Raw genomic sequence first — 19,667 nt, 5'->3', positions numbered from 1 at the left:
GGCCCACCCACCGAGGTTGTTCCCACATCCTCGTCCCTGTTCTGCGAATACGGCCTCTGTGATCAATGTCGCCTCTGTTCTTGGGTGAGGCCGGCGGCGAAACCGATCACGTTCGGGTTTTCGAACCCATAGGCCAACCGCCCAGACGCATCTGATGCGTTCCGAGGCCGGGTGTCCCCAACCGGGGGCGGGCGGTTGGTCTTACCTTCTTGTGTCATTTGGTATTTATGGCGGCAACACGCGCCACGGTTTTTACCGTCCACTTGACAAACATCATGTCAGCCCCGCTTCCGATCCGGTTCAATACCACAACCGATAAGGCACCGGAGGGACGTCCCATGAATTATCAAGACTATTTCACAAGCCGCCTTGATGCGCTGCGTGATGATGGCAATTACCGTGTTTTTGCCGACCTGCAACGCAAACGCGGCGCGTTCCCGAAGGCCCGCCATACGGGTGCGGATGGCACGGGTGACGTGACGATCTGGTGCTCGAACGACTATCTGGGCATGGGGCAACACCCCGATGTGCTCGCTGCCATGCACAATGCGATTGATACGGTGGGCGCAGGGGCAGGCGGCACGCGCAATATCTCCGGCACCACCCATGACCATGTGTTGCTTGAGGCCGAGCTGGCGGATCTGCACGGCAAAGAAGCCGCGCTTCTGTTCACCTCGGGCTACGTGTCGAACTGGGCCGCCCTTGGGACGCTGGCGTCACAAATTCCCGGCTGCATCGTGTTTTCCGACGCGCTGAACCACGCCTCGATGATTGAAGGCATTCGTCATTCGAAAGCTGCGCGGGTGATCTGGAAGCACAATGATCTGGAGGATCTTGAGGCCAAGCTGGCGGCTGCCGATCCCGACGCCCCCAAGCTGATCGCTTTTGAAAGTGTCTATTCGATGGATGGTGACATCGCGCCGATCAATGAAATCTGTGATCTGGCCGACAAATACAACGCGATGACCTATCTGGACGAAGTGCACGCGGTTGGCCTTTATGGCCCGCGCGGCGCAGGTGTTGCCGAACGCGAAGGGCTGATGGATCGCCTGACGGTGATCGAAGGCACGTTGGGCAAAGCCTTTGGCGTGATGGGCGGCTATATCGCGGCCTCGGCCGAGCTGTGCGATTTCGTACGCAGTTTTGCCAGCGGGTTCATCTTCACCACCGCCTTGCCGCCCGCCGTGGCCGCAGGGGCGCGGGCCTCGGTCCAGCATCTGAAACGCTCGAACGAAGAGCGCAACAGCCAGAAAGAGCGCGTCGCGCGTGTGCGTGAGGGGCTGGATGCGATGGGCATTCCGCATATCGACAACCCCAGTCACATCATTCCGGTGATGGTGGGTGACCCGGTGAAGTGCAAGTTCATCTCGGACACGCTGATGCGTGATTATGGTGTCTATATCCAGCCGATCAATTACCCGACCGTGCCCAAGGGGACCGAGCGTTTGCGCATCACCCCATCGCCGGTGCATTCGGATGCGGATATCGAACATCTGCTGGGCGCGTTGGAAGAGCTTTGGCACCAGTGCGAAGTCGCGCGGGTGCCGATGGCGGCGCAGTAAACCCCCATTCTAAGGACTAATGTGATGAGGATCGCTTCAATCTCGGCCCCCGGTCCGGGTGAAACCGACCGTCTGATTGCCGAGGCCGCCGCGACGCTGGAAGCCGAAGGGTTTTTGCTGAACGGCATCGTGAAAGTCCTGCAAGACGCGCCCAAAGGATCGCATCATTGCGAGATGGATGTGCGCGTATTGTCGGACAACCGCACCATTCGGATCACCCAATCATTGGGCAAGGGCGCACAGGGATGTCGTCTGAACCCGGAAGCCATTGCCGAAGCGGTGGCCGCTGTCGATCAGGCCAGCAGCCTGGAGGCCGATGCCTTCATCCTGAACAAGTTTGGCCCGGAAGAGGCCGAGGGGCGCGGGTTTCGTGCCGCTATCGCTGCTGCTCTTGAGCGCGGCATTCCCGTTCTGGTCGGGCTAGGCGGGGGCGAGGCCAGCCGCAAAGGCTTTGCCGCGTTTGTCGGCGACATGGCCGAGACCCTGCCCGCCGACCCCGACGCCATTTTGACCTGGGTGCGTGGCTAGCGGTTTAGGCTGACGCTGCCTGTTGTGCGGCGTGACCCTCGTCCAGTTTTGCTTTGATGGCGCGGGCCACCATGGCATCAACGCCCGCCAATTGGCTGATCACTGGCAGAACCCGGCCCTTGAAAGCGCAATCGCCCAATTCCTTATGCACGTCTTCGCGCACATGGTCGCCCTCCATTGCGAAGAACGGCAAGCACAGCACGCTGGCTGGCAGGTCTTTGGCAACTTCGGGGATGGTCGGGGATTGTTCTAAGAAGCCGACCTCGACCTTGGTGCCGCCAAGGGCTGTGGCCAATGCGGTGGCAAAATCATAGGTGGCGCGTTCGGGCGCCGGGCGGCCACTGCCGGACCCATGTGCAACCAGCAACAGCGCGTCTTTGGGGCTGACACCTTGGTCTTTCAGCGCGGCGGCAGCCAGATCAGGCAGGGCGGGGTCCATGCCAAAGGGCGCCATCACCTCGAACGGGGCGTCGCCCACGCGACCTGCCAGACAGGTGCGCACGAACCATCCATCGGACATGAACAGCGGATAGACCGGCGCGCCGGGCACCATTTTTTCAAGCTGCGCGCTCAGGCTGCCGCGCTTGGCCAGCGTGGCATGCCCCAGCCGCAATCCGGGCAGATGCGCCTGCACCCGCGCTACGTATTGCGCCAGCGCGGCTTCGGCCGGGTCGGGTGACGACGGTTGCCCGTGCGAGACGATCAGGGCGTCGATATTGTCCATTGGCTGGCTCCTTTTCAAAGCTGGCGCGTGATCAGTGGCTGGTGCCTTCTTCGAAGGTGATCTTGTTCCAGACGTTATACTTGCCGGATGGTTTGCGCATCGGCAATCGTTTCACAATTTCGAGCGTTTTGGCGTCATAGACCAAAACTTCGCCCTCGTCTTCCCAAACTGATACCAGCGCATGGCTGCCATCCTTGGTAAATTCAACGTGGGCGACGGTGGCACCGGGCACAGGTTGCAGGGTCTGCACAATCTCAAGCGTTTCCTTGTCGATGATGTGCATTTTGTCCTTGTTCGGTCCAAAGAACACATCGGCCCAGACATAGGGCGAGTTCTTGTGGCTTCGCATGAAAAAGCCGGGGCCTTCGGTTTCAACCCGTTTCACGGTTTCCCAGCTTTTCATGTCGATCACCGACACAACACCTTCTTTCAGGTGCGGTGTGGCCATGACGGTCGTGTCGCCCCGTTGCCAGGTGATGCCCGACCCAAGATGCGGCATGCCGGGCAGGTCCAGATCGGCGACTTTCATGCCGATCACAAGGTCGATGACCAACCCGTCCTCGCCTTTGCGCGATGCGCCCATGATGTGCTCATAGCTTTGGTCAAAGAAGAAATCGTCCAGATAGTCGGGCGTGGTGATCTTGCGGATCGGAAAGGGCGTGTCCTGTTTGGTCGGCCCTTCGATACGCCAGTCATGGGTGAAGCCTGCTGCAAACAAACCCAAGTCGGGGTGCTTGCTGTATGACACTTCCCAAATCTCGGGCACATCTTTCAGCGCCAGTACGAAACTTTCGCGCGGCGGGGCCTGATACACGGCCGAAACCCGGCTGGGTGTGCCGTCTTTACCCACAACCTCGTGCACCTCGGCGACAGACAGGTCGTCGGTGGACAGGATGGTCAACGTATTGGGCAGGTAGTTCGCGACGGCCAACCATTTTCCGTCGCCCGACATGGCGATGTTGCGGCTGTTCAAGCCGGCGCGCACGCGACCCACCTGTTTCAGAGCGTAAATGTCGTATTTCTGCACCCAGCCATCGCGTGACATGATGAAGACAAACTTGCCGTCGGGCGTGAATTTCGGCCCGCCATGCACGGCGAAGGGTGTTGCAAACCGGTCCAGCACCTCGAACGTGTCGCCATCCAGAACCGAGACGTGATGGTCGCCGGTTTCCACCGCCAGCGTGATGTTCATCGGGTCCGAGGACCAGACGGGCGCATCCACCGGGGCGTAGTCTTCGTCCATCACACGACTGGCCATGATCTCAGCTTCGTTCCACGGGGGAATGACGGCAAGCGGGGTTTTCAGGTAGTCAGCGAGTTCGGCAATACGCTCTTCCGACAATTCCTCGCCATAGGCTGGCATTTGCGTGGTGACGCGGCCGTCACGAATGACAGCAGCAATCTTCGGGCCGCGCATCCGGGCCAGTGTTTCGGGGATCAGCGCAGGACCTTGCGCGCCCAGCCGGTTTTCAGCGTGGCACTCGGCGCAATAGTCCTGATAATCCTGCGCCGGATCGGCGCTTGCCACGAAGGGCAGGGCGGTCAGGGCTGCGGCAAGTGCTACGGCTTTAGAAAAACTGGTGTTTCGGGTCATTACTTTTGCCTCGGAAGGGGGTGACTTCAAGCCGGTCGGCATCGGTCACGCCAATTTCGTCATTTGTCAGATAGCAGGCCGGATCTTCGGCCCACGGATCGCCCGTGACCTGCAGCGCGCGGATGCGGGTGTTGCCGCCACAGACGTCCTTGATCGCGCAGGCCCCGCAGCGGCCCTTCAGCGGACGGGGGCGGGTGCGCAGGGTGGCGAGCATCTGGTCATCGCCGGTCCACAGCTCGGAGAACGGTGTCTCTTTCACGTTGCCGATGGTGTAGTCGGACCAATATGTGTCGGGATGGACCTTGCCCAGAAAGTCGATATTGGCGACGCCCATGCCGGAGGAGTTGCCGCCCCAGGCCACAAGATGCTCGCGCAGATTGGCGACTTTCTCGGCGTCAAACTTCTCGGCCGCCCATTGCAGGAAATAGCCCGCATCGGCGTCGTTGTTGCCAGTCACAATGTCCAGCTGCCGCCCGCCCGAGGCACTTTCCCATGCCCGATCGATCAGCAGGTCCATACCCTTGCGGGTCATGATGTGATGCGCGTCCTCGCCCCGGTTTTTGTCACCGCGGCCGGCATAGACAAGGTGCGACAGATAGAATTTGTCGACCCCTTCGTCATCGCACAGTTTCAGCAGGTCGGGCAGATGGTGTTGCGTGCCTTCGGTCAGGCAAAAGCGCAGGCCAACGCGCACATCGCGCTTTTTCAACTCGCGCACACCGCGCACCGCATCGTCAAACGCGCCATCCACGCCGCGGAACCAGTCGTTGGTTTCGCCAATCCCGTCGATCGAGATGCCAACATAGTTGAACCCGATCTCGGCCACCTGATCGGCGGTCTCGCCGTGGATTTTGGTGCCGTTGGTCGACAGGGCCAACACGCGGGTCAGCTTGCGCGCGCGCTTTGCCAACGGGAACAGATAGGGGCTGTCCAGCGGCTCACCGCCTGACAGGATAATCGCGGGGACTTTGAATTGGCCCAGATCTTCCAACGTGTCCATGGCCTGCGCCTCGGACAGTTCGCCGGGGAAATTCACATCGGCCGACACGGTGTAACAGTGGCGGCATTTCAGGTTGCAGCGACGCGTCAGGTTCCAGATCACCACGGGTTTTACCATCCCGTCACCCCGGCGCTGACGCACGGGGGTCGGTTTGGCAAGCTGGTGCATGTATTCGGTCAGGCGGAACATGTCAGTCCCCTTTCTTACGAAGCCGCAGCCCCGTCTTTTTCAGAATGCGAGTGGAATAGAGCGTGTCACTGCAGCGCAGCGCATCGCCCAGAAGGTCAACGATCTGCTGGCGCTTTTCCTCAACCTCGTCGCGCGATGATCCGTGGACCATGGCAAACAGATTATAAGGCCAGTCGGGCAGGGCGCGCGGGCGTTCATAGCTGTGGGTGACGAAGGGCAGCGCGCCGATTTTCGGGCCGACTTCGTTCAGAACTTCGTCGTCCACATCCCAAACCGTCATGCCATTGGCGGTCATGCCCAGTTTGTAGTGGTTGGGCGCGGCGGCGATCCGGCGGATGACGCCACTTTCCTTCATCGCTGCAAGGCGCGCAGTCAGATCAGCTTCCTCCAGTCCCAGCTTTTCGGCCACCTCGGCATAGGGGGCAGGGACCAGCGGCAGGCCGGATTGCAGCGCTTCGATGATGGCGCGGTCTGTTGCGTCGATGCTCATGCCGCCACCCTGAAGCCGATATAGAATTCCTGAAGTTTTGGGAACAGATTGACCTTCAGGCCGGTTTTGCCCTCGATCCGGGCTGCGACGTCTGCGATGCCCTCAGGGGTTTCGCAAGCCAGCACGAACCACATGTTCAGCTTGTGGGTGCGTTCGTAGTTATGGGCGACTTCCTCGTGGGCGTTCACTTGGTCGTTGACCTCGTCAAACCGGTCGGCTGGCACTTCCATCGCGCACAGGCAGAAGGCCCCACCCATGGCCGCGGCGTCGAAAAACGGACCAAAGCGGGTTAGGACGCCGGAGGCGCGCAGGGCTTTTACCCGGTCCAGCAATGCCTCTTCCGTCAGCCCAAGTTTCTCGGCCAAAGGCGCAAAGGGGCGGTGGTCCAGCGGCAGGTCGTCCTGCAATGCGTTCACCAAAGCGCGGTCGATATCGTCAAGGGCGGTCATTCTGCGGCCTCCTTTTCTTTGGCGATCATCGCGCCGGTCTGGCGGAAGCAGCGGGTGGAAAACAGCACCTTGTGGTCCACATCAGTCAACGCTGGCAGCGCCTTTGCCTTGTCCAGAACCGCCAACGCATCTGCGCGCGATTGGGCGTGGATCATGCAATACAAGCGGTAGGGCCAGACACCAGCGACCGGGCGGCGTTCATAGCACAGCGTTATTCCGGGCAGGGCGGCCAGTTGCGTGCCTGCGTCAATGATACGACCCTCTGGCACATTCCAGACGACCATCGCGTTTGATTTCCAGCCCAGCTTGCGGTGACGCACGATCACGCCAAGGCGCGACAGAAGACCCGCCTCGGTCAAGGCGGCAACGCGGGCCAGCACGTCGGCTTCAGTCCGGCCAAGTTGATCAGCGATCACGGCATAGGGGGCAGGGACCAAGGGCATACCTTTGGTCAGGATGTTCATCAGGGCTTTGTCGCCTTCGCGGATCGCAGACATATCCACGGCGCGCGGGGCGGAGTGCATTACGGGGGTGTCGCCGGAGCCCATCTTGAACCCAAGATCGATGTTGAAGGGTTGCCTCAGACGCAGGTCCAACACCCGCAACCCGGTGCGATCCGAAATCCGTGCAAGCGAGGCATTCACCGCGTCGCGGTCCGGCCCGGTGGCGACAAACCAGAGGTTCCAGTGATCCTCGCGTTCATACGAATGGTTGACGCCTGCGTCTTCATTGATGATCGCCGCAACCTCTTCGATGCGACCCTCGGGCGCGGCCACCGCAGCCAGCGTTGACGCCGACAGCGTATTGGGCGCACAGGTCGCGCCGACCCGCGTGATGGTGCCACTGTCGCGCAGGTCAGCCAGACGGTTCAGCACGTCCTCTTCCGTGGTGCCCGCCGCGCTTGCCAATTCGGCAAAGGGGCGACGGACCACGGGGAAATTGCGCTGCCAATCGTCCAGCAGGTGGCGGTCAATGGGATCAGTGACGTCTTTCATCGCTTACAAACCCGTCCGGTGCGCACGTGCGGTGAAGAAGATGCCAGACGGGCTGTCGGCCTCAATTTCGCGCAGAAACTCGAACGTGTGCGTGTCATAGATCTTGACCTTGTTTTCATCCCGAACGCTGATCCAGATTTCATGGCCGCGCGGGGTGAACTCCATGTGCAGCACGGCGGGGCCGGGCTTGAATTCGTGGATGATCTGCTTGGTCACCGTGTCGATCACCTGAATGGTGTCGTTCATCGGGTGGGCAAAGTTGACCCAGACCTGACGGCCATCGGGGCGCGCCATGGCAAACACCGGCTGGGAATAGGTCTTGGTGCGACCGGTTTCTTCCAGCGTGTTTGCGTCGATCCACAGAACCTCGTGATGGCCCACGGCAGGCAGCACAAATTCAGACCCGGTCAGCGCCCAGCCTTCTAGGTGGGGCATTTTGTAGACCGGCATATCTTCTTGCCCGCGGCCATAGTTTGGCAGCACGCGGATCGGTTTGGGATCATCTTCCCACAGGTCCAGCGCGGTCAGGCCGTCTTCGCCAAACAGCCCGGTGATATAGGTGCGGCCATTGCCAGTGACCAGCGCGTCATAGGGGTTCTTGCCCATGTCGGGGATTTTGGTGATCGCGGGATCACCTTCGCCGGACATGTCGGCAATCCACGTCTCGCCCGTGTCCCACATGGTGAAGACAAAGCGACGACCGGGGGCGTCGACCAGCCCGATGGTTTTCGAGCCTGTCGGGATATCGGCCACCAGCTCCAGCGTGTCGGCGTCAAAGACGCGCACGCCGCCGGGTTCATAGTTCGATACGGCCACCAGTTTGCCATCGTCAGATATCGCGCCGCCGATCGAGTTGCCAGCTTGGACGACGCGGTTGGCTATCTTGCGTTCGACGATGTCGACCTTGGTCAGCCCACCGTCGCGGCCAAACACGTAGGCAAAGCGTTCGTCGGGGGAATACACCATCGAGGCATGACTGAGATCGCCCAGCCCTTCGATGCGGGTGAGCGAGGCGCGGTCGGACTGATCGACCAGCAGCACAGAGCCTTTGGCGCGTTCGATCACAAGACCAAGGTCACCCGTGGCAATCGTTGTGGCGATGGTGTCGGCAAGCGCGGCCGTGCCCAGCGTGGCAGCCAGCGTCAGGGCGGAAATCAGCGTTTTCATTCGGTGTCGCCTTTCAGAAGATAATCGGCAATCCAGGCGGCCTCGGCCTCGGTGATGAGGGGGCGCCATGGCGGCATGGCCGTGTCGGGAATTCCGTCGAGGATCACGGATTGCAGAACCTCGGCGTCGTAATGTTCGATGGTTTCAGGCCGGATGTCTGGCCCCAAACCGCCCATCAGCGTCAACCCATGGCACGATCCGCAATCCTGATGCACCAGACGGGTCAGCGCTGTCGGGTCCAAACCGGGCTCACCCGCATGGGCAGCCCCGGTCAGAATCAGAAGGGCCAGAAGGCTACGCATGGGCCGCAATCGCTTGTGCGGGATCGAACTGGCCGGCGTCATAAAGCGATACGACCTTGCCGATGATGAACAGGGTGGGCGGCTTCAACCCGGCGCGGCGCGCGTCCTTTGCCACGTGATCAAGGGTCGAGAGCATGCGGGCCTCGTCGGGCGTCGAGGCGCGCGAGATGGCCATGACGGGGGTCGACCCTGCCAGACCTTCGGTCATCAGGCCCACGGCGATCTGGCCGATATTGGCCACGCCCATGTAAACAACAAGCGTGGTGTCGGGGTTGGCCAGACATTTCCAGTCCAGATCCAGCACATCGTCGGCCTGACGGTGGCCCGTGACATATTGAACGCCGGTGGCAAGCCCGCGATGGGTCAGCGGAACGCCGGTGACGCTTGCGGCACCTTGCGCCGCGGTGATGCCGGGGGCGTATTCAACCTCGACCCCTTGCGACACGACATATCCGGCTTCTTCCGAACCGCGCCCGAAGATCAGGGGATCGCCGCCCTTCAAGCGGGCGACATTCAGGCCAGCTCGGGCCTTTTCGACCAGTATTTCATTGATACGCTCTTGAGACACCGTGTGACATTTCGCGGCTTTGCCGACGAAAATCATCTGGGCGTCCGGTTTGGCCATGGCGACAATGTCGTCAGACACCAAACGGTCATACACCACCACATCAGCATCTTTCAGCATACGGATGGCTTTCATGGTCATCAGCTCCGGATCTCCGGGGCCTGCGCCGATCAGGTAAACTTTGCCGGTCATGTTGTGTCTCGCTCGTCCTTTGGATGGCTGGAAGCCGGGCACCCTCTGGGAGCGACAGCATGAAACATGCGTCTGAAGTTAGACATCGCCAGCGGGTGAGGCTTGGGCCGGTTAACGATTGTAAGATGCCCCGGCTGCTGTTTAGCCTCCTTGACATAAGTTAAGGCGTGCCGTTTTCAGCACCCCTTAACACGTGAATAATTTTAAAGTACTGTATTAAAACGATTATTTAGAGGTCACCGTGACCATGCCGATCATCTTTTGTGTTTCCCAATGTGGGCCGCACAGGTAATCCTGATCACCCTCAGTCAGGAAGGTGAATTCGATGGTTTCTTCCGGGAAAGCGCGGTCACTTTCGGGCTGGTCGGGCAGAATCACACTGTGGCTGGTGCGCTTGTCGACATTGACCCAACGCACTGTTGTGCCGACGGGAACGACCAGTTCGCCGGGGCAAAAATTGTAGTTGTACATTTTCACGACGGTGACGCCGTCAGCATCTGCTGAGGGCGCGCCGAAAAGTTCGACATATCGTTCTTCGGCCTCGGCGCAGATGGCATCGGTTTTTTCATCCGCCAAAACGGGGAAAGCCGCGCAAAGCACGGCAGCGGAGGACAGGGCAAGTGCATGAACAGAGCGTTTCATAAGCGTTCCTTTCTGAACCTCGGGCAAAGGACGCTGCGGCCGGTTGAGGCGGCCGCAGCGCAGTTTCTTATTGCTTGACCACGTTAATCGCAGCTTCTGCATTGTCCAGAGCCAGGCTGGTGTTCAGCGTCACATGGTGGAAGCGCGCCGCTGTGAAGTCATCGTGGATCGCAAAGCCGACCGTGTAGGTCTTGCCAGCTTCCAGCGCGACATCGCCCGCGCCACCTGCCAAGGGCCGCGAGAACGTGACCGTCCAAGTGCCATCAGCGCCCAGATTGGCCTCGCCTGCCATTTCGCCTTCGTTCACTGTGCGATTTTGCAGCAGATAGCCGTTTTCGGCTGTACCATCTGCATAGACCCGCATCAGATCCATAAAGGTGCCATCGGCCAGAAGCTGGTCGATCTCAGCCTGGTCTTTGACCTTATCCCAACCACCCAACGGCTTGTCGCCACGGCCTTTCAGCTCGATATCGGTCCGGCTTTCGGCCAGATACTTGGTGATCGTCGTGTCGGCCTGAAGTTGGGTCGCGATGTCGCCACTGGCGGCAATCGCCTCGGCACCCGGATCGAAAGGCATATAGGTGTTGTCGGCGTGACAGGTTGCCCAACAGCCCACTTGTTCACCCATTTCGATCCCCGTGCCGGTGATCATCATACCAACCTTGATCTGGTTGTCCGGGTCCATCTTGCCGCCGTCAACAAACGGGGCAGGGGTGTGACCAGCGTCCAGCCACTGCAGGCGGAAATAGACGTTTTCATCGTCATATGTTGCCTTCAGGCTGGCTGCGATCGTGCCGCGTTTGCCGGGGATTGGGGTCGGCTCAAGTTCGTCGTTCTTGCCACCGCCGCCTGCAACGATCTTGTTACCGATGGTTTCCAACTCTTTCGCATGGCAGGTCGAACACTGGTCGCCGCCTTTGGTCAGCGGACGCGCACCACCATGGGTTTTACCATTCTGCGCCCATTCAAACGAGGCTTGGCCCGGATAGAACAGGGTCATGTCTGTGGCCGCCACTGCGTCCCAATCGACATTGGCCCCAACCGACCCACCAGCGCTTGCGCCGTCGGAGCTGCCTGTGTCACCAGCCGCCGGGGCTTCCGTCGCCGCGCCAGCCATCTCAGCTTCGACTTTGGCGCGTTCGTCTGTGCGGGCGGCTTCAACTGCTGCCATCATACGGGCCTGAGCCGCGTCGGCCTCGGCTTTGCGTGCGGCTTCTTCTTCGGCTTCCTTGGCTTCAACGCGGGCAAGGCTGTCCAAATAAGCTTGCGGCACTTCACGGGCAAATTTCGGGTTCGGGGCTTCCAGCGCTTCCAGATATTCCTCTTCCGCGCGGTCACGCAGATCCGAGTGGGCAATGCCTTTGTGGCAATCGATACAGGTTTGCCCCGTCTCCATCGCGTTCAGGTGTTGCTGGCGGGCGCGCGGGCGCTGGAATTCTGGCATCATCGATTCAAAATGGTGACAGTTGCGGCATTCGCGGCTGTCGGAATTTTTCATCCGTTCCCATTCGTTCATCGCCAGATGCAGACGCTTGGCCTCAAATTTCTCTTCAGTGTTGATGGTCCCGACCATTTTGCCCCAAAGCTCTTTCGAGGCTTTGATCTTGCGGATCATCTTGTGGGTCCAGTCCTTCGGAACGTGACAGTCGGAACAGACCGCGCCAACGCCCGAGCGGTTCACATCGTGAATTGTGCCCTTGTATTCCTGGTAAACGAAATCTTCCATCTCGTGACACGAGATACAGAAATCTTTGGTGTTCGTGGCTTCCATGGCGGTGTTGAACCCGCCCCAGAAGATGATGCCGGCGACAAAGACGCCAGCTATGCCGGCAAGCGGCATTCCCCACAGGAAATACCGGCGCCAAATTGGCTTTTTCGGGTCACTACCGTTGGTCTGGGACATGTCCAGGCTCCGTTCTGGCTTCGTGGTTGGTCCGTGCTCAGACCAGTCAGTAGAAAAGGGGCGGGCGCTGTGCCCGCCCCCTTGGGTTCTTTTTCAACTCACCCTTAGGTGACGTGGTTCGAACGGTTGTAGACGTTGAACTTACCGGTCGGGGCAAACAGGCCGTCGATCCGGGATTTCTCTTCCAGCGTCTCCGCGTCGAAGATCACGATCTGACCATTCGGCTCAAGCGAGTCCGAGAGGTTCCACTTGGACACCCAAACTTCGGTGCCGTCCGCGTTGAATTCGAAGTGAACAGCGGCGCTGCCTTCGTCTTCAGTGATCTGGATCGTTTTCACGATCTCGCCGGTCTCTTTCGAGATGACCTGAACCGATTGCTGAATTTCAGGCTCGGGGTGTTTGGTCTGGTCCGCCCAAATGTATTTGGAATTCGGGTGGGTCCGGACAAACAGGCCAGCGCCGTCGGTTTCAACTTCGTAGCAGGTCTTCCAGGCGTTATCCGGATGGCCTTCGGGGTCGTTGCCCCAGACCGTCACAGTACCAACACCAAGGTGGGTTGTGCCTGCAACCGGACCACAATTCGGGTCAATCCAGTTTGCGCCGGGGCCGGGGTGCGGCAGCGCTGCGGTGTCGATCATGGCTTCAAGCTTGTGGGTTTGTGTGTCCACAACAACCATTTTGTTCGACGCGTTTGCCGCGATCTGGAAGTAACGACCTGTCGGATCAAAGAACCCATCGTGCAGGAACTTGGCCGAGTTGATCTTGTCGATGCTCAGGTTGTCGAGGTCGGTGTAATCCACCTGCCACAGCTGACCCAGCTCTTTCACTGCCACGATCCATGTCGGTTCGTTCGGTGTGGTGTAGATCGCGGCCACACGGGCCTCTTCCACATACTCACCATCGACGTTCACGCCGCGGGTCGACACAACTTTGACCGGTTCCATGGTCTGCGCATCAACGATTGCGAAGTGCGGCGGCCAGTAACCACCACCGATGACGTATTTACCGTCGCCGGAGACTGCTACGTCGCGTGCGTCATAGGCAATCTTGACTTCCGAAACCAACATTTTGTCCGGCGTCTGCCAGAGGTCGATTTTGGTCATCTTGCCGTCGCGGCCCATGGTGTACCAGAAGCGACCCGGATTTTCCGGCTCTTCCAGTTTATGGTGCTCTGACGCTTTCAGAACGTGCACCGCATACCCGGTGGGGATGTGTACCAGAACTTCTTTGGTGTCGCCGTCGATGACAGCCACTTTACCTACGTCACGTTCAATGACGACGAAGAAGTTTTCCCAGTTGCGGCCGTGCAGCGGCTCGGTCGGGTAGTCGGCTTCTTCGACATAGACCTTGCGGGTCTCTTTCATCTGAGCCAGCGACATTTCTGGCGGTTTTGGCGGATCCATCATGATGTAGGTCGCCATGTCTTTGATCTGCTCCTCGGTCATAATGTCCGAGAAGTTGTTCATGCCGCCTTCGGTGCCCCAGGTAATGATCTTCTCTAGACGTTCCTGGCCGAGCTTCAGCGTGCCACTTTCAGTGACGGTGCCGTCTGCGGCAGTGGTTTTCACAACGGGCTCAAGGCTTTTGCCTGTCGCACCTTTGCGAAGCACGCCGTGACAACCGGCGCATTGTTCAAAATAAAGCTGCTTTGAGGCTTCAAATGCTTCGTCGCTGAGGGTCGGACCCTCAGCCATTGCTGGCAGAGCGACGCTGCTGAGCATCATGGCAAAGCCAATCCCTAGCGAGCTGCGAATATTCTTTTGGGTGGTTCCAAGTGACATGATCACTCTCCATTTGCTTGGTGAGGCACAAGGAAGATGGAACCAATGGCAAGGCAGTGTCTTGATATTTGTCAACGAGGCTCACGAAAAAGAGAGCGAAACGGGTAAATCCCTGTTAAATAATGATTTAAACCCAGATGCCTTGGAGCTCCGACGTGTATCTGTACGCGGCTAATCAAAGTTCATCGCACTTTCCCTGTTTTGTTTCGACTCGGCCATCCAAAAGATAACCTATTGGGAAATTTCGAATGCAGCCTACATCGGGACAAAGCGTGGCAGGCGCGGCAAGCTCATCGAAATGAAGTTGACCAGACGTGCGTCGGCGTCGGCATCCGTCTCATCCGGCAGGATCGGAGTGACATACCGAACCAGAGCGCCATCCGTCCGACCGATGGTGATGCTGTCGATGACAACGCCGATCTTTGCGGCGAAATCATTGGTCTGCCGCTTGCCGCGCTGTTCAAACCAGTAATAAACCAGCTGTTTGCTTAGTCCTTTTTGAATGACGGCGCGATTGACGTCGAATGTGCCATATTCCGGAACTTTCGGGTCAATCTTATAGGGTTCCAGGCTGAAAACTTCCCAACCCCCCACCGGCAGGCAAACCTCGGGTGAATGTATGCCGGACCCTTCGGTTTGCTTGTCGTAATAAGCGATGAACAGATTGACGAAGCTGGGCTGTCCGGCAGCCGCGTAAGTCGTCTGAAGATAGTCTGTGGCCCCAAGTACCTTTTCGACCTTGGCATCAAGTCGAGAAGATGCCCCTTTCCATTCTTCAATCTGCTTTGGGAAAAGTGAAAACGGCGCGCGTTCGACTTTGACGGTTTCCCCGCCCTGCAAGTTGAACCAGATCGCCGAGGTGGCAACGGTGATGAATGCGGCGGCAGTGAGCGCTTTTGACGCCTGAATGTTGAAAATCCGGGCTGCAATGCCTCCGAAGCCCTGCGTATCCAAGTCGATCGCTTCACTCAGCGGCTTAGGGTCGCGGCTTAGGCGTTGTAGCGCGACCGCCAGAATAAACAGGATCAGAATGCAGATAACAAAGATCACCCAGCCTTCAAAAAAGTGCAGGAAACCTTCTGCTTGCTCGATACCGTAACGGTCAACCAGAATGCCGATGATCCCAATGCGAACAGAGTTCATGAATACCGTCAGCGGCGCTGCGGAAAGAAGAAGCACGGCTTTGTGCCAGACCGGGCCACGATAAAGAATTGCAAACAGGTACGAGAAACTGAGGATCGGAAACAGGTATCGCAAGCCCGAGCAGGCTTCCGCGACCTGAAGCTTATAAACCCCAAGGTCAATAATATTACCTTCCAGAAAAACAGAGACCCCAGCCAAGCTGACGAACCAGACACCCAGAGCGGACGAGAGGTATTGGAGCAGGATGGTCAGTTTCCAGTACAGGAACTGAGGCAGCGGCAGCATGAAGATCAAATGCAGGACCGGCAACTGGTGCCGTTTGCCGCGTTCCCATCCGAACACAACCAAAACCACCCCACCAAGCCAGATGATCATCGCATAGGTCACGATGTCGGGAATTCGGGTTAAGTTTCCAAGAATGGCGATGGCCAACCCGATCACGATCACAGCAATTCCAGGTCCGCGATCGGTAACCGTGAGTTTCGGCGGTGGGGCTTTGCGCAGTTCGCGCAGAAACAGGTAAAGCGAGATTATGGGAATCAGTGGTCCGTGGCTGTATTCCGGTGTGGTCCACGCGTCGGCCAGTGATTTGAAGCCGATCCAGAAAACGGGAAGTGATCCAAGGATCAGAATCGCGAACCAGAACAACCCAACCACATTCATTTGGGGCAGGGCGGACAGTCGCTTTTCTGGCTTATCACTCGTTATGGACATACAATCTGTCTCTTCATTGAAGTTTGCAAACAATGGTCGCAAATGGAATCCGCGTAACAATAACCTATTTATCTCGCATTTTCAGGGCATCGCCCATTGGAAACTGCAAAAACAGAGAAATAACCAAGCATCTCACCTGAAAGTGAGACATTTGTTCGCGATCAAGAAACGAAATGTCCACGGAAAGCCAAGATACAAGGTTATGGACAGTGTGTTCTAGGTTTACTGGGCCTGCTCAGCCTTCAGCTTTGTCAGTCGGGAGATTTCAGTATCAATTGTTCCGGCAAACTCTGGAAGGTTGTTGGGGTCAAGCATCGCTTTGACCTTTTCAAACTGCGCCAATGCGTCGTCCAAACGGTTCACCGATGCATAAGCCATCGCAAGGTGGAACTGCACGGCGGCATTGTCAGTCATCGCCGAAGCCGCGGGCTCAAGGTACTCGACGGCTTCGTCATAGTTCTGAAGCCGATAGGCGATCCAGCCATAGGTGTCCTGGAATGGGGCAACATTCGTGCCACGCAGTCGTCGGGCTACAGTATAGGCGCGCTCCAGACTCTCTGTATCTGACCGGTGGTCTGCCAGCAGGCTGGCCAGGTTATTCGCAATGATCTGGTTGCTGCTATTTGCGGCATAGAGCGTTTCATAGATCGATAATGCCCCGTCGATATCGCCCTCTTTCTCTAACCTGCCGGCGTCTAACCACAGCAACTGTAAATCGTCGGGCAATTTACTGCGCGCGCTCATCAGTGTTTGTTTGGCTTTGTTCTGTTCGCCGCTGCTGTTTTGCAGGCGGTAAAGTGCGATCCAGACCTCTGGGCTTTGGTCATTCTCATCGAGCAGATCGACATACAGCTCTTCGGCTTCCAAGGTTCGCTCGGCCTGTGCGAGGATCGCAGCTTTGACAAATCTGAGCAGTGGCGCGTCAGGTGCGTCGTTCAGAAGGCCGTCGACATGGTCAAGAGCCTTGTCGATAGCGTTTTGCTTAAGATGAAGCCGAATAATTGCAATGTCGGCGTTATCTACACCTTCGCTTTCGTCGGACATTGAACCCAGAAAGGCGTTCAACTCTTCTTGACGATCCTGAGATGCAAGGCGACGGGCCGTCATGTCGTTGGCAAATGACGTCGCTCTTTCGGTGCCGATTGACTGAAGTTCGGTCACCACACCTTCATTGCGTCCCCAATCCTGCATTTTCAGATAGAGATCACCCAACGACACCAGAATGGGTATGTTTTCCGGATCTTTCCGTAGGGCGGCAAGCAGGATGTCCTCAGCAGGTCGGTATTTTTCCTGTTGCACCAGTAGCGCGGCATAGCGCAAGCTCTCCGCCGGAGCGCTGCCAGAATTCTCGACCGCAAGCGCCAGCATTTCGGCCATCAATTCCCTGTTTCCGTCACGCTCGTGAGCGCTGGCCATCAGTGTCATGATTTCGGGATCATCGGGGCTACCAGCCAACGCTGTGCGCAATGTCACAATAGCGTCGCCAGATTTGTCATCTGAAATCAGCCAGCGCGCGCGTTTCTTCAGCGCTTCAGTATGCGTTGAATCGCGTTCGAGGACTTCTTCGACTAATGCCCGTGCCCCGACAAAGTTTCCCGTGACCTCCAGCATATGGGCCAACGAAACCTTGATCGAGTCGGTATCTGCAGACGGTTCCATTTGTTCAAGCAAAGCCTGCATTTCTGCAATCGCCTGATCCCTTTGCCCGAGGTCGAATTTGACAGAGGCGCGAAGCGACTTAAACATCGCCTGTTGCGGTACGCCGCTGCCGATCAGAGTGTTTAGTTCGTTCAGAGCAACCTCGTTCCCGCGATGTTCAGAAAGAAACTGGACGAGTGTTGCCCCCGCCTCGGAATCCTTGCTCTTCGGGTCCACCCGGTTGCGCAGCAGCGTTTCGGCCTTGTCCAGTTCGTCGCGGGAGATGTACCACTGTACCAATGCACCAACGATGCGATTGTCTTTGGGGAAAGCCGCAATCATCTTCATGAGCTGAGCTTCGATCCGGGCCGGATCATTAACCTGATAAAGAACGCCTAGGCGAGTTTGCTGCAAGGAAATGGACTTCGGATCAAGGGCAATTGCGGCGTCAATTTGTTCCAAAGCTTTGTTCCAGCGTCCCAAGCGGATGAAATCGTCGATGACCAACCGCCGCAGGCCCTGACGCTGTGGGTCTTCTTTCAAAAGCTCCATCGTGGCGTCGAACGCCTTTTGTCGCGTGGCTTCGTCCCGTGCAAGCACGGCGTCACGATAAGAAAGGGCGACAACAGAAGCGCGTGCTGTAAAGTCGTCCGGCGCCAATTTTGCCAAATACTCTCCGTGCCGTTTCAACTCATCCCAGTTTGCGTTGTCCAATGACATTTGAGCCAAGGCTTTGCGACCTTCCAAATCATCCGGGAACTGTTCGACCAGCCGAAGATACTGGCTGTAAGCGCTGGCGGTTTCACCGGCGTCTATTTGCATCTGTGCAAATCTGGCCCGGGCTTCACGATGCTGACCATTTAGTTTGAACACGTTCTGAAACTCGACTTTCGCCCGCGCGTAATCGCCGTTTTCGATGTGCTGCAATGCAGTTTTGAAGTGTTCTTCGGCACGTTCTTCCGACGACTGACAGGCCGTCAGGGCGAACAATGCTAAGGCTAGTGTTAATCCGGTAAAGAGTTTGTTGATCATGGGATGCGTTTAGCTTTTGATATGTGAGTCGAATAGGATCTGAGAATGCAATTGCGCCCCAGTATATACCCATACTGTGGATTCTAACAAAAAATCAGAACGCAGCGACGCCAGATGAGAAAAGGGCAGGTGCTTTGGAAAAAAAAGGGCCGATGAAACGGCCCTTTTTGTTATATGTGCGCTTTGATCAAGCAGCTTTTTTCCGCTTCCGACCAACCAGACCAAGCCCGGCAAGGCCGCCCAGCAGCAAAAACCCTGCTGCGGGAACGGGAACGGCTGCAACCGTGAACGATTTGATGCGGAAGTTGTCATTCCAACCATCAGCACCAATAGTGAAAGAGCTGGCGATAGTGTTCCCGAACAGATACGGGTTCGCGGTGCTCTCGTTCGCAACCATTGCGCCATTCACATAAACATCAGCGTCGTCGCCCCACCCAAAATACGAATAGGTGACGGACATCAGGCGAACTGACTTGTCGAATGTAAACGTGATAGCCTCATCAACTAACCCATCCAGCTGTGCCGAAGTATCCAGGAAGCCGGTTACACCAAGGCCGCCTGAAGTCTGTGTCAGGTAGTCAGTTGACCACCCGTAGCGCCATGGGTCGATTGAACCCGACACGTGCCAGATGAGAACGAACCCAAGCTGCCAAGCGCGGTGACATCACCCCCTGTGGTCAAATCAACGGTGGTTGCGGCTGTCGCAGCAGTTGCAACCATTGTTGCTACGGCTGTTGTCGCCAGTAATTTCTTCATATCCTCGCCCTTCCCAATAAAGACTAATCAATTGATACGCATAAAAAATTTATTACTACTAAGCGATTTTAGCATTAAATTGCGTGCTTGTCAGCCAGAATTTGTCGGAAAGGGGGCAAATTTGTGGTGGAATTTCCGAAATTTAGACACTGCAACCAGTTTGGCGTGATTGTTGGCTTTGACGAAACAATGACCAAGGGATTTTAATCCTGAAAAAGCGTGTGCATGGCCAGGATGGACTGTAGTTTCGCACTATTTTATCAATGGATTGTGCGCCAATTCGAACTGTCTGTTACAGTTG

The 19,667-nt window shown here is 57.5% G+C and carries 18 protein-coding genes; 3 read left to right on the top strand and 15 right to left on the bottom strand.

Annotated elements, in window-relative coordinates; all coding sequences use genetic code 11:
* Positions 1–338: 338 nt before the first annotated feature.
* Together hemA and K3556_RS16345 are read left to right on the top strand one after the other, a co-directional pair.
* Positions 339–1,562 (top strand): 5-aminolevulinate synthase, encoded by a 1,224-nt coding sequence (hemA, locus tag K3556_RS16350; protein ID WP_260519334.1) that lies wholly within the window; start codon positions 339–341, stop codon positions 1,560–1,562.
* Between the two features lie 24 nt (positions 1,563–1,586).
* A complete protein-coding gene (locus tag K3556_RS16345; protein ID WP_260519333.1) occupies positions 1,587–2,090 on the top strand; it encodes a DUF2478 domain-containing protein in 504 nt (167 codons plus the stop codon).
* 4 nt (positions 2,091–2,094) lie between these two features.
* On the opposite strand, the gene K3556_RS16340 is transcribed toward K3556_RS16345, so the two are convergent.
* The 15 genes from K3556_RS16340 to K3556_RS16270 form a co-directional block, all read right to left on the bottom strand.
* The gene (locus K3556_RS16340) at positions 2,095–2,814 is read right to left on the bottom strand and encodes a CbiX/SirB N-terminal domain-containing protein (RefSeq protein WP_260519332.1); all 720 of its coding nucleotides are present in this window, start codon (positions 2,812–2,814) and stop codon (positions 2,095–2,097) included.
* Between the two features lie 31 nt (positions 2,815–2,845).
* Positions 2,846–4,408 carry a nitrite reductase gene (locus K3556_RS16335; RefSeq protein ID WP_260519331.1) on the bottom strand — a complete coding sequence of 521 codons (1,563 nt, stop codon included), beginning with the start codon at positions 4,406–4,408 and terminating at the stop codon, positions 2,846–2,848.
* Positions 4,383–5,597: a heme d1 biosynthesis radical SAM protein NirJ gene (gene nirJ, locus K3556_RS16330; protein WP_260519330.1), complete on the bottom strand. Its 1,215-nt coding sequence runs from the start codon at positions 5,595–5,597 to the stop codon at positions 4,383–4,385. Before nirJ ends, K3556_RS16335 begins: the two co-directional genes overlap by 26 nt.
* 1 nt (position 5,598) lies before the next feature.
* Positions 5,599–6,087, bottom strand: a complete 489-nt coding sequence (locus tag K3556_RS16325) for an Lrp/AsnC family transcriptional regulator (RefSeq protein ID WP_260519329.1) — start codon at positions 6,085–6,087, stop codon at positions 5,599–5,601.
* Positions 6,084–6,536 (bottom strand): Lrp/AsnC family transcriptional regulator, encoded by a 453-nt coding sequence (locus K3556_RS16320; RefSeq protein ID WP_260519328.1) that lies wholly within the window; start codon positions 6,534–6,536, stop codon positions 6,084–6,086. The genes K3556_RS16325 and K3556_RS16320 overlap by 4 nt, the downstream gene beginning before the upstream one ends.
* On the bottom strand, positions 6,533–7,531 hold the full coding sequence (locus K3556_RS16315) for an AsnC family transcriptional regulator (RefSeq protein WP_260519327.1): 999 nt from the start codon (positions 7,529–7,531) through the stop codon (positions 6,533–6,535). The genes K3556_RS16320 and K3556_RS16315 overlap by 4 nt, the downstream gene beginning before the upstream one ends.
* Positions 7,532–7,534: 3 nt before the next feature.
* Positions 7,535–8,698: a cytochrome D1 domain-containing protein gene (locus tag K3556_RS16310; protein WP_260519326.1), complete on the bottom strand. Its 1,164-nt coding sequence runs from the start codon at positions 8,696–8,698 to the stop codon at positions 7,535–7,537.
* A complete protein-coding gene (locus K3556_RS16305) occupies positions 8,695–9,000 on the bottom strand; it encodes a cytochrome c (RefSeq protein WP_260519325.1) in 306 nt (101 codons plus the stop codon). The genes K3556_RS16310 and K3556_RS16305 overlap by 4 nt, the downstream gene beginning before the upstream one ends.
* Complete coding sequence (cobA, locus tag K3556_RS16300) at positions 8,993–9,757, bottom strand: uroporphyrinogen-III C-methyltransferase (protein ID WP_260519324.1); 765 nt, start codon at positions 9,755–9,757, stop codon at positions 8,993–8,995. The genes K3556_RS16305 and cobA overlap by 8 nt, the downstream gene beginning before the upstream one ends.
* A gap of 225 nt (positions 9,758–9,982) precedes the next feature.
* Entirely contained in the window at positions 9,983–10,399 is a 417-nt protein-coding gene (locus tag K3556_RS16295; protein ID WP_260519323.1) for a copper-binding protein, read from the bottom strand.
* A 67-nt stretch (positions 10,400–10,466) separates the two neighbouring features.
* Positions 10,467–12,302 (bottom strand): NapC/NirT family cytochrome c, encoded by a 1,836-nt coding sequence (locus K3556_RS16290; RefSeq protein WP_260519322.1) that lies wholly within the window; start codon positions 12,300–12,302, stop codon positions 10,467–10,469.
* A gap of 104 nt (positions 12,303–12,406) precedes the next feature.
* Positions 12,407–14,083 (bottom strand): nitrite reductase, encoded by a 1,677-nt coding sequence (locus tag K3556_RS16285; protein WP_260519321.1) that lies wholly within the window; start codon positions 14,081–14,083, stop codon positions 12,407–12,409.
* A gap of 255 nt (positions 14,084–14,338) precedes the next feature.
* Positions 14,339–15,940 (bottom strand): VPLPA-CTERM-specific exosortase XrtD, encoded by a 1,602-nt coding sequence (xrtD, locus tag K3556_RS16280; RefSeq protein WP_260519320.1) that lies wholly within the window; start codon positions 15,938–15,940, stop codon positions 14,339–14,341.
* Positions 15,941–16,162: 222 nt separating this feature from the next.
* Positions 16,163–18,610, bottom strand: coding sequence for a tetratricopeptide repeat protein (locus tag K3556_RS16275; protein ID WP_260519319.1), 2,448 nt, complete (start codon positions 18,608–18,610; stop codon positions 16,163–16,165).
* A gap of 187 nt (positions 18,611–18,797) precedes the next feature.
* Positions 18,798–19,232 carry a VPLPA-CTERM sorting domain-containing protein gene (locus tag K3556_RS16270; protein WP_260519318.1) on the bottom strand — a complete coding sequence of 145 codons (435 nt, stop codon included), beginning with the start codon at positions 19,230–19,232 and terminating at the stop codon, positions 18,798–18,800.
* On the opposite strand from K3556_RS16270, the gene K3556_RS16265 reads away from it, so the two are divergent.
* Positions 19,233–19,535, top strand: a complete 303-nt coding sequence (locus K3556_RS16265; RefSeq protein WP_260519317.1) for a hypothetical protein — start codon at positions 19,233–19,235, stop codon at positions 19,533–19,535. It abuts the gene before it with no gap.
* Positions 19,536–19,667: the final 132 nt, after the last annotated feature.

The organism is Aliiroseovarius sp. M344 (assembly GCF_025140835.1).
GTDB lineage: Bacteria > Pseudomonadota > Alphaproteobacteria > Rhodobacterales > Rhodobacteraceae > Aliiroseovarius.
This window is presented reverse-complemented; position numbering and strand designations above follow the sequence as displayed.

Coding starts and splice junctions, on each gene's coding strand:
- K3556_RS16345 (WP_260519333.1), top strand. CDS start 1,587: ATGAGGATCGCTTCAATCTCGGCCCCCGGTCCGGGTGAAACCGACCGT.
- K3556_RS16295 (WP_260519323.1), bottom strand. CDS start 10,399: ATGAAACGCTCTGTTCATGCACTTGCCCTGTCCTCCGCTGCCGTGCTT.
- cobA (WP_260519324.1), bottom strand. CDS start 9,757: ATGACCGGCAAAGTTTACCTGATCGGCGCAGGCCCCGGAGATCCGGAG.
- K3556_RS16315 (WP_260519327.1), bottom strand. CDS start 7,531: ATGAAAGACGTCACTGATCCCATTGACCGCCACCTGCTGGACGATTGG.
- K3556_RS16275 (WP_260519319.1), bottom strand. CDS start 18,610: ATGATCAACAAACTCTTTACCGGATTAACACTAGCCTTAGCATTGTTC.
- K3556_RS16285 (WP_260519321.1), bottom strand. CDS start 14,083: ATGTCACTTGGAACCACCCAAAAGAATATTCGCAGCTCGCTAGGGATT.
- hemA (WP_260519334.1), top strand. CDS start 339: ATGAATTATCAAGACTATTTCACAAGCCGCCTTGATGCGCTGCGTGAT.
- K3556_RS16290 (WP_260519322.1), bottom strand. CDS start 12,302: ATGTCCCAGACCAACGGTAGTGACCCGAAAAAGCCAATTTGGCGCCGG.
- K3556_RS16310 (WP_260519326.1), bottom strand. CDS start 8,698: ATGAAAACGCTGATTTCCGCCCTGACGCTGGCTGCCACGCTGGGCACG.
- K3556_RS16305 (WP_260519325.1), bottom strand. CDS start 9,000: ATGCGTAGCCTTCTGGCCCTTCTGATTCTGACCGGGGCTGCCCATGCG.
- K3556_RS16320 (WP_260519328.1), bottom strand. CDS start 6,536: ATGACCGCCCTTGACGATATCGACCGCGCTTTGGTGAACGCATTGCAG.
- K3556_RS16340 (WP_260519332.1), bottom strand. CDS start 2,814: ATGGACAATATCGACGCCCTGATCGTCTCGCACGGGCAACCGTCGTCA.
- xrtD (WP_260519320.1), bottom strand. CDS start 15,940: ATGTCCATAACGAGTGATAAGCCAGAAAAGCGACTGTCCGCCCTGCCC.
- nirJ (WP_260519330.1), bottom strand. CDS start 5,597: ATGTTCCGCCTGACCGAATACATGCACCAGCTTGCCAAACCGACCCCC.
- K3556_RS16335 (WP_260519331.1), bottom strand. CDS start 4,408: ATGACCCGAAACACCAGTTTTTCTAAAGCCGTAGCACTTGCCGCAGCC.
- K3556_RS16325 (WP_260519329.1), bottom strand. CDS start 6,087: ATGAGCATCGACGCAACAGACCGCGCCATCATCGAAGCGCTGCAATCC.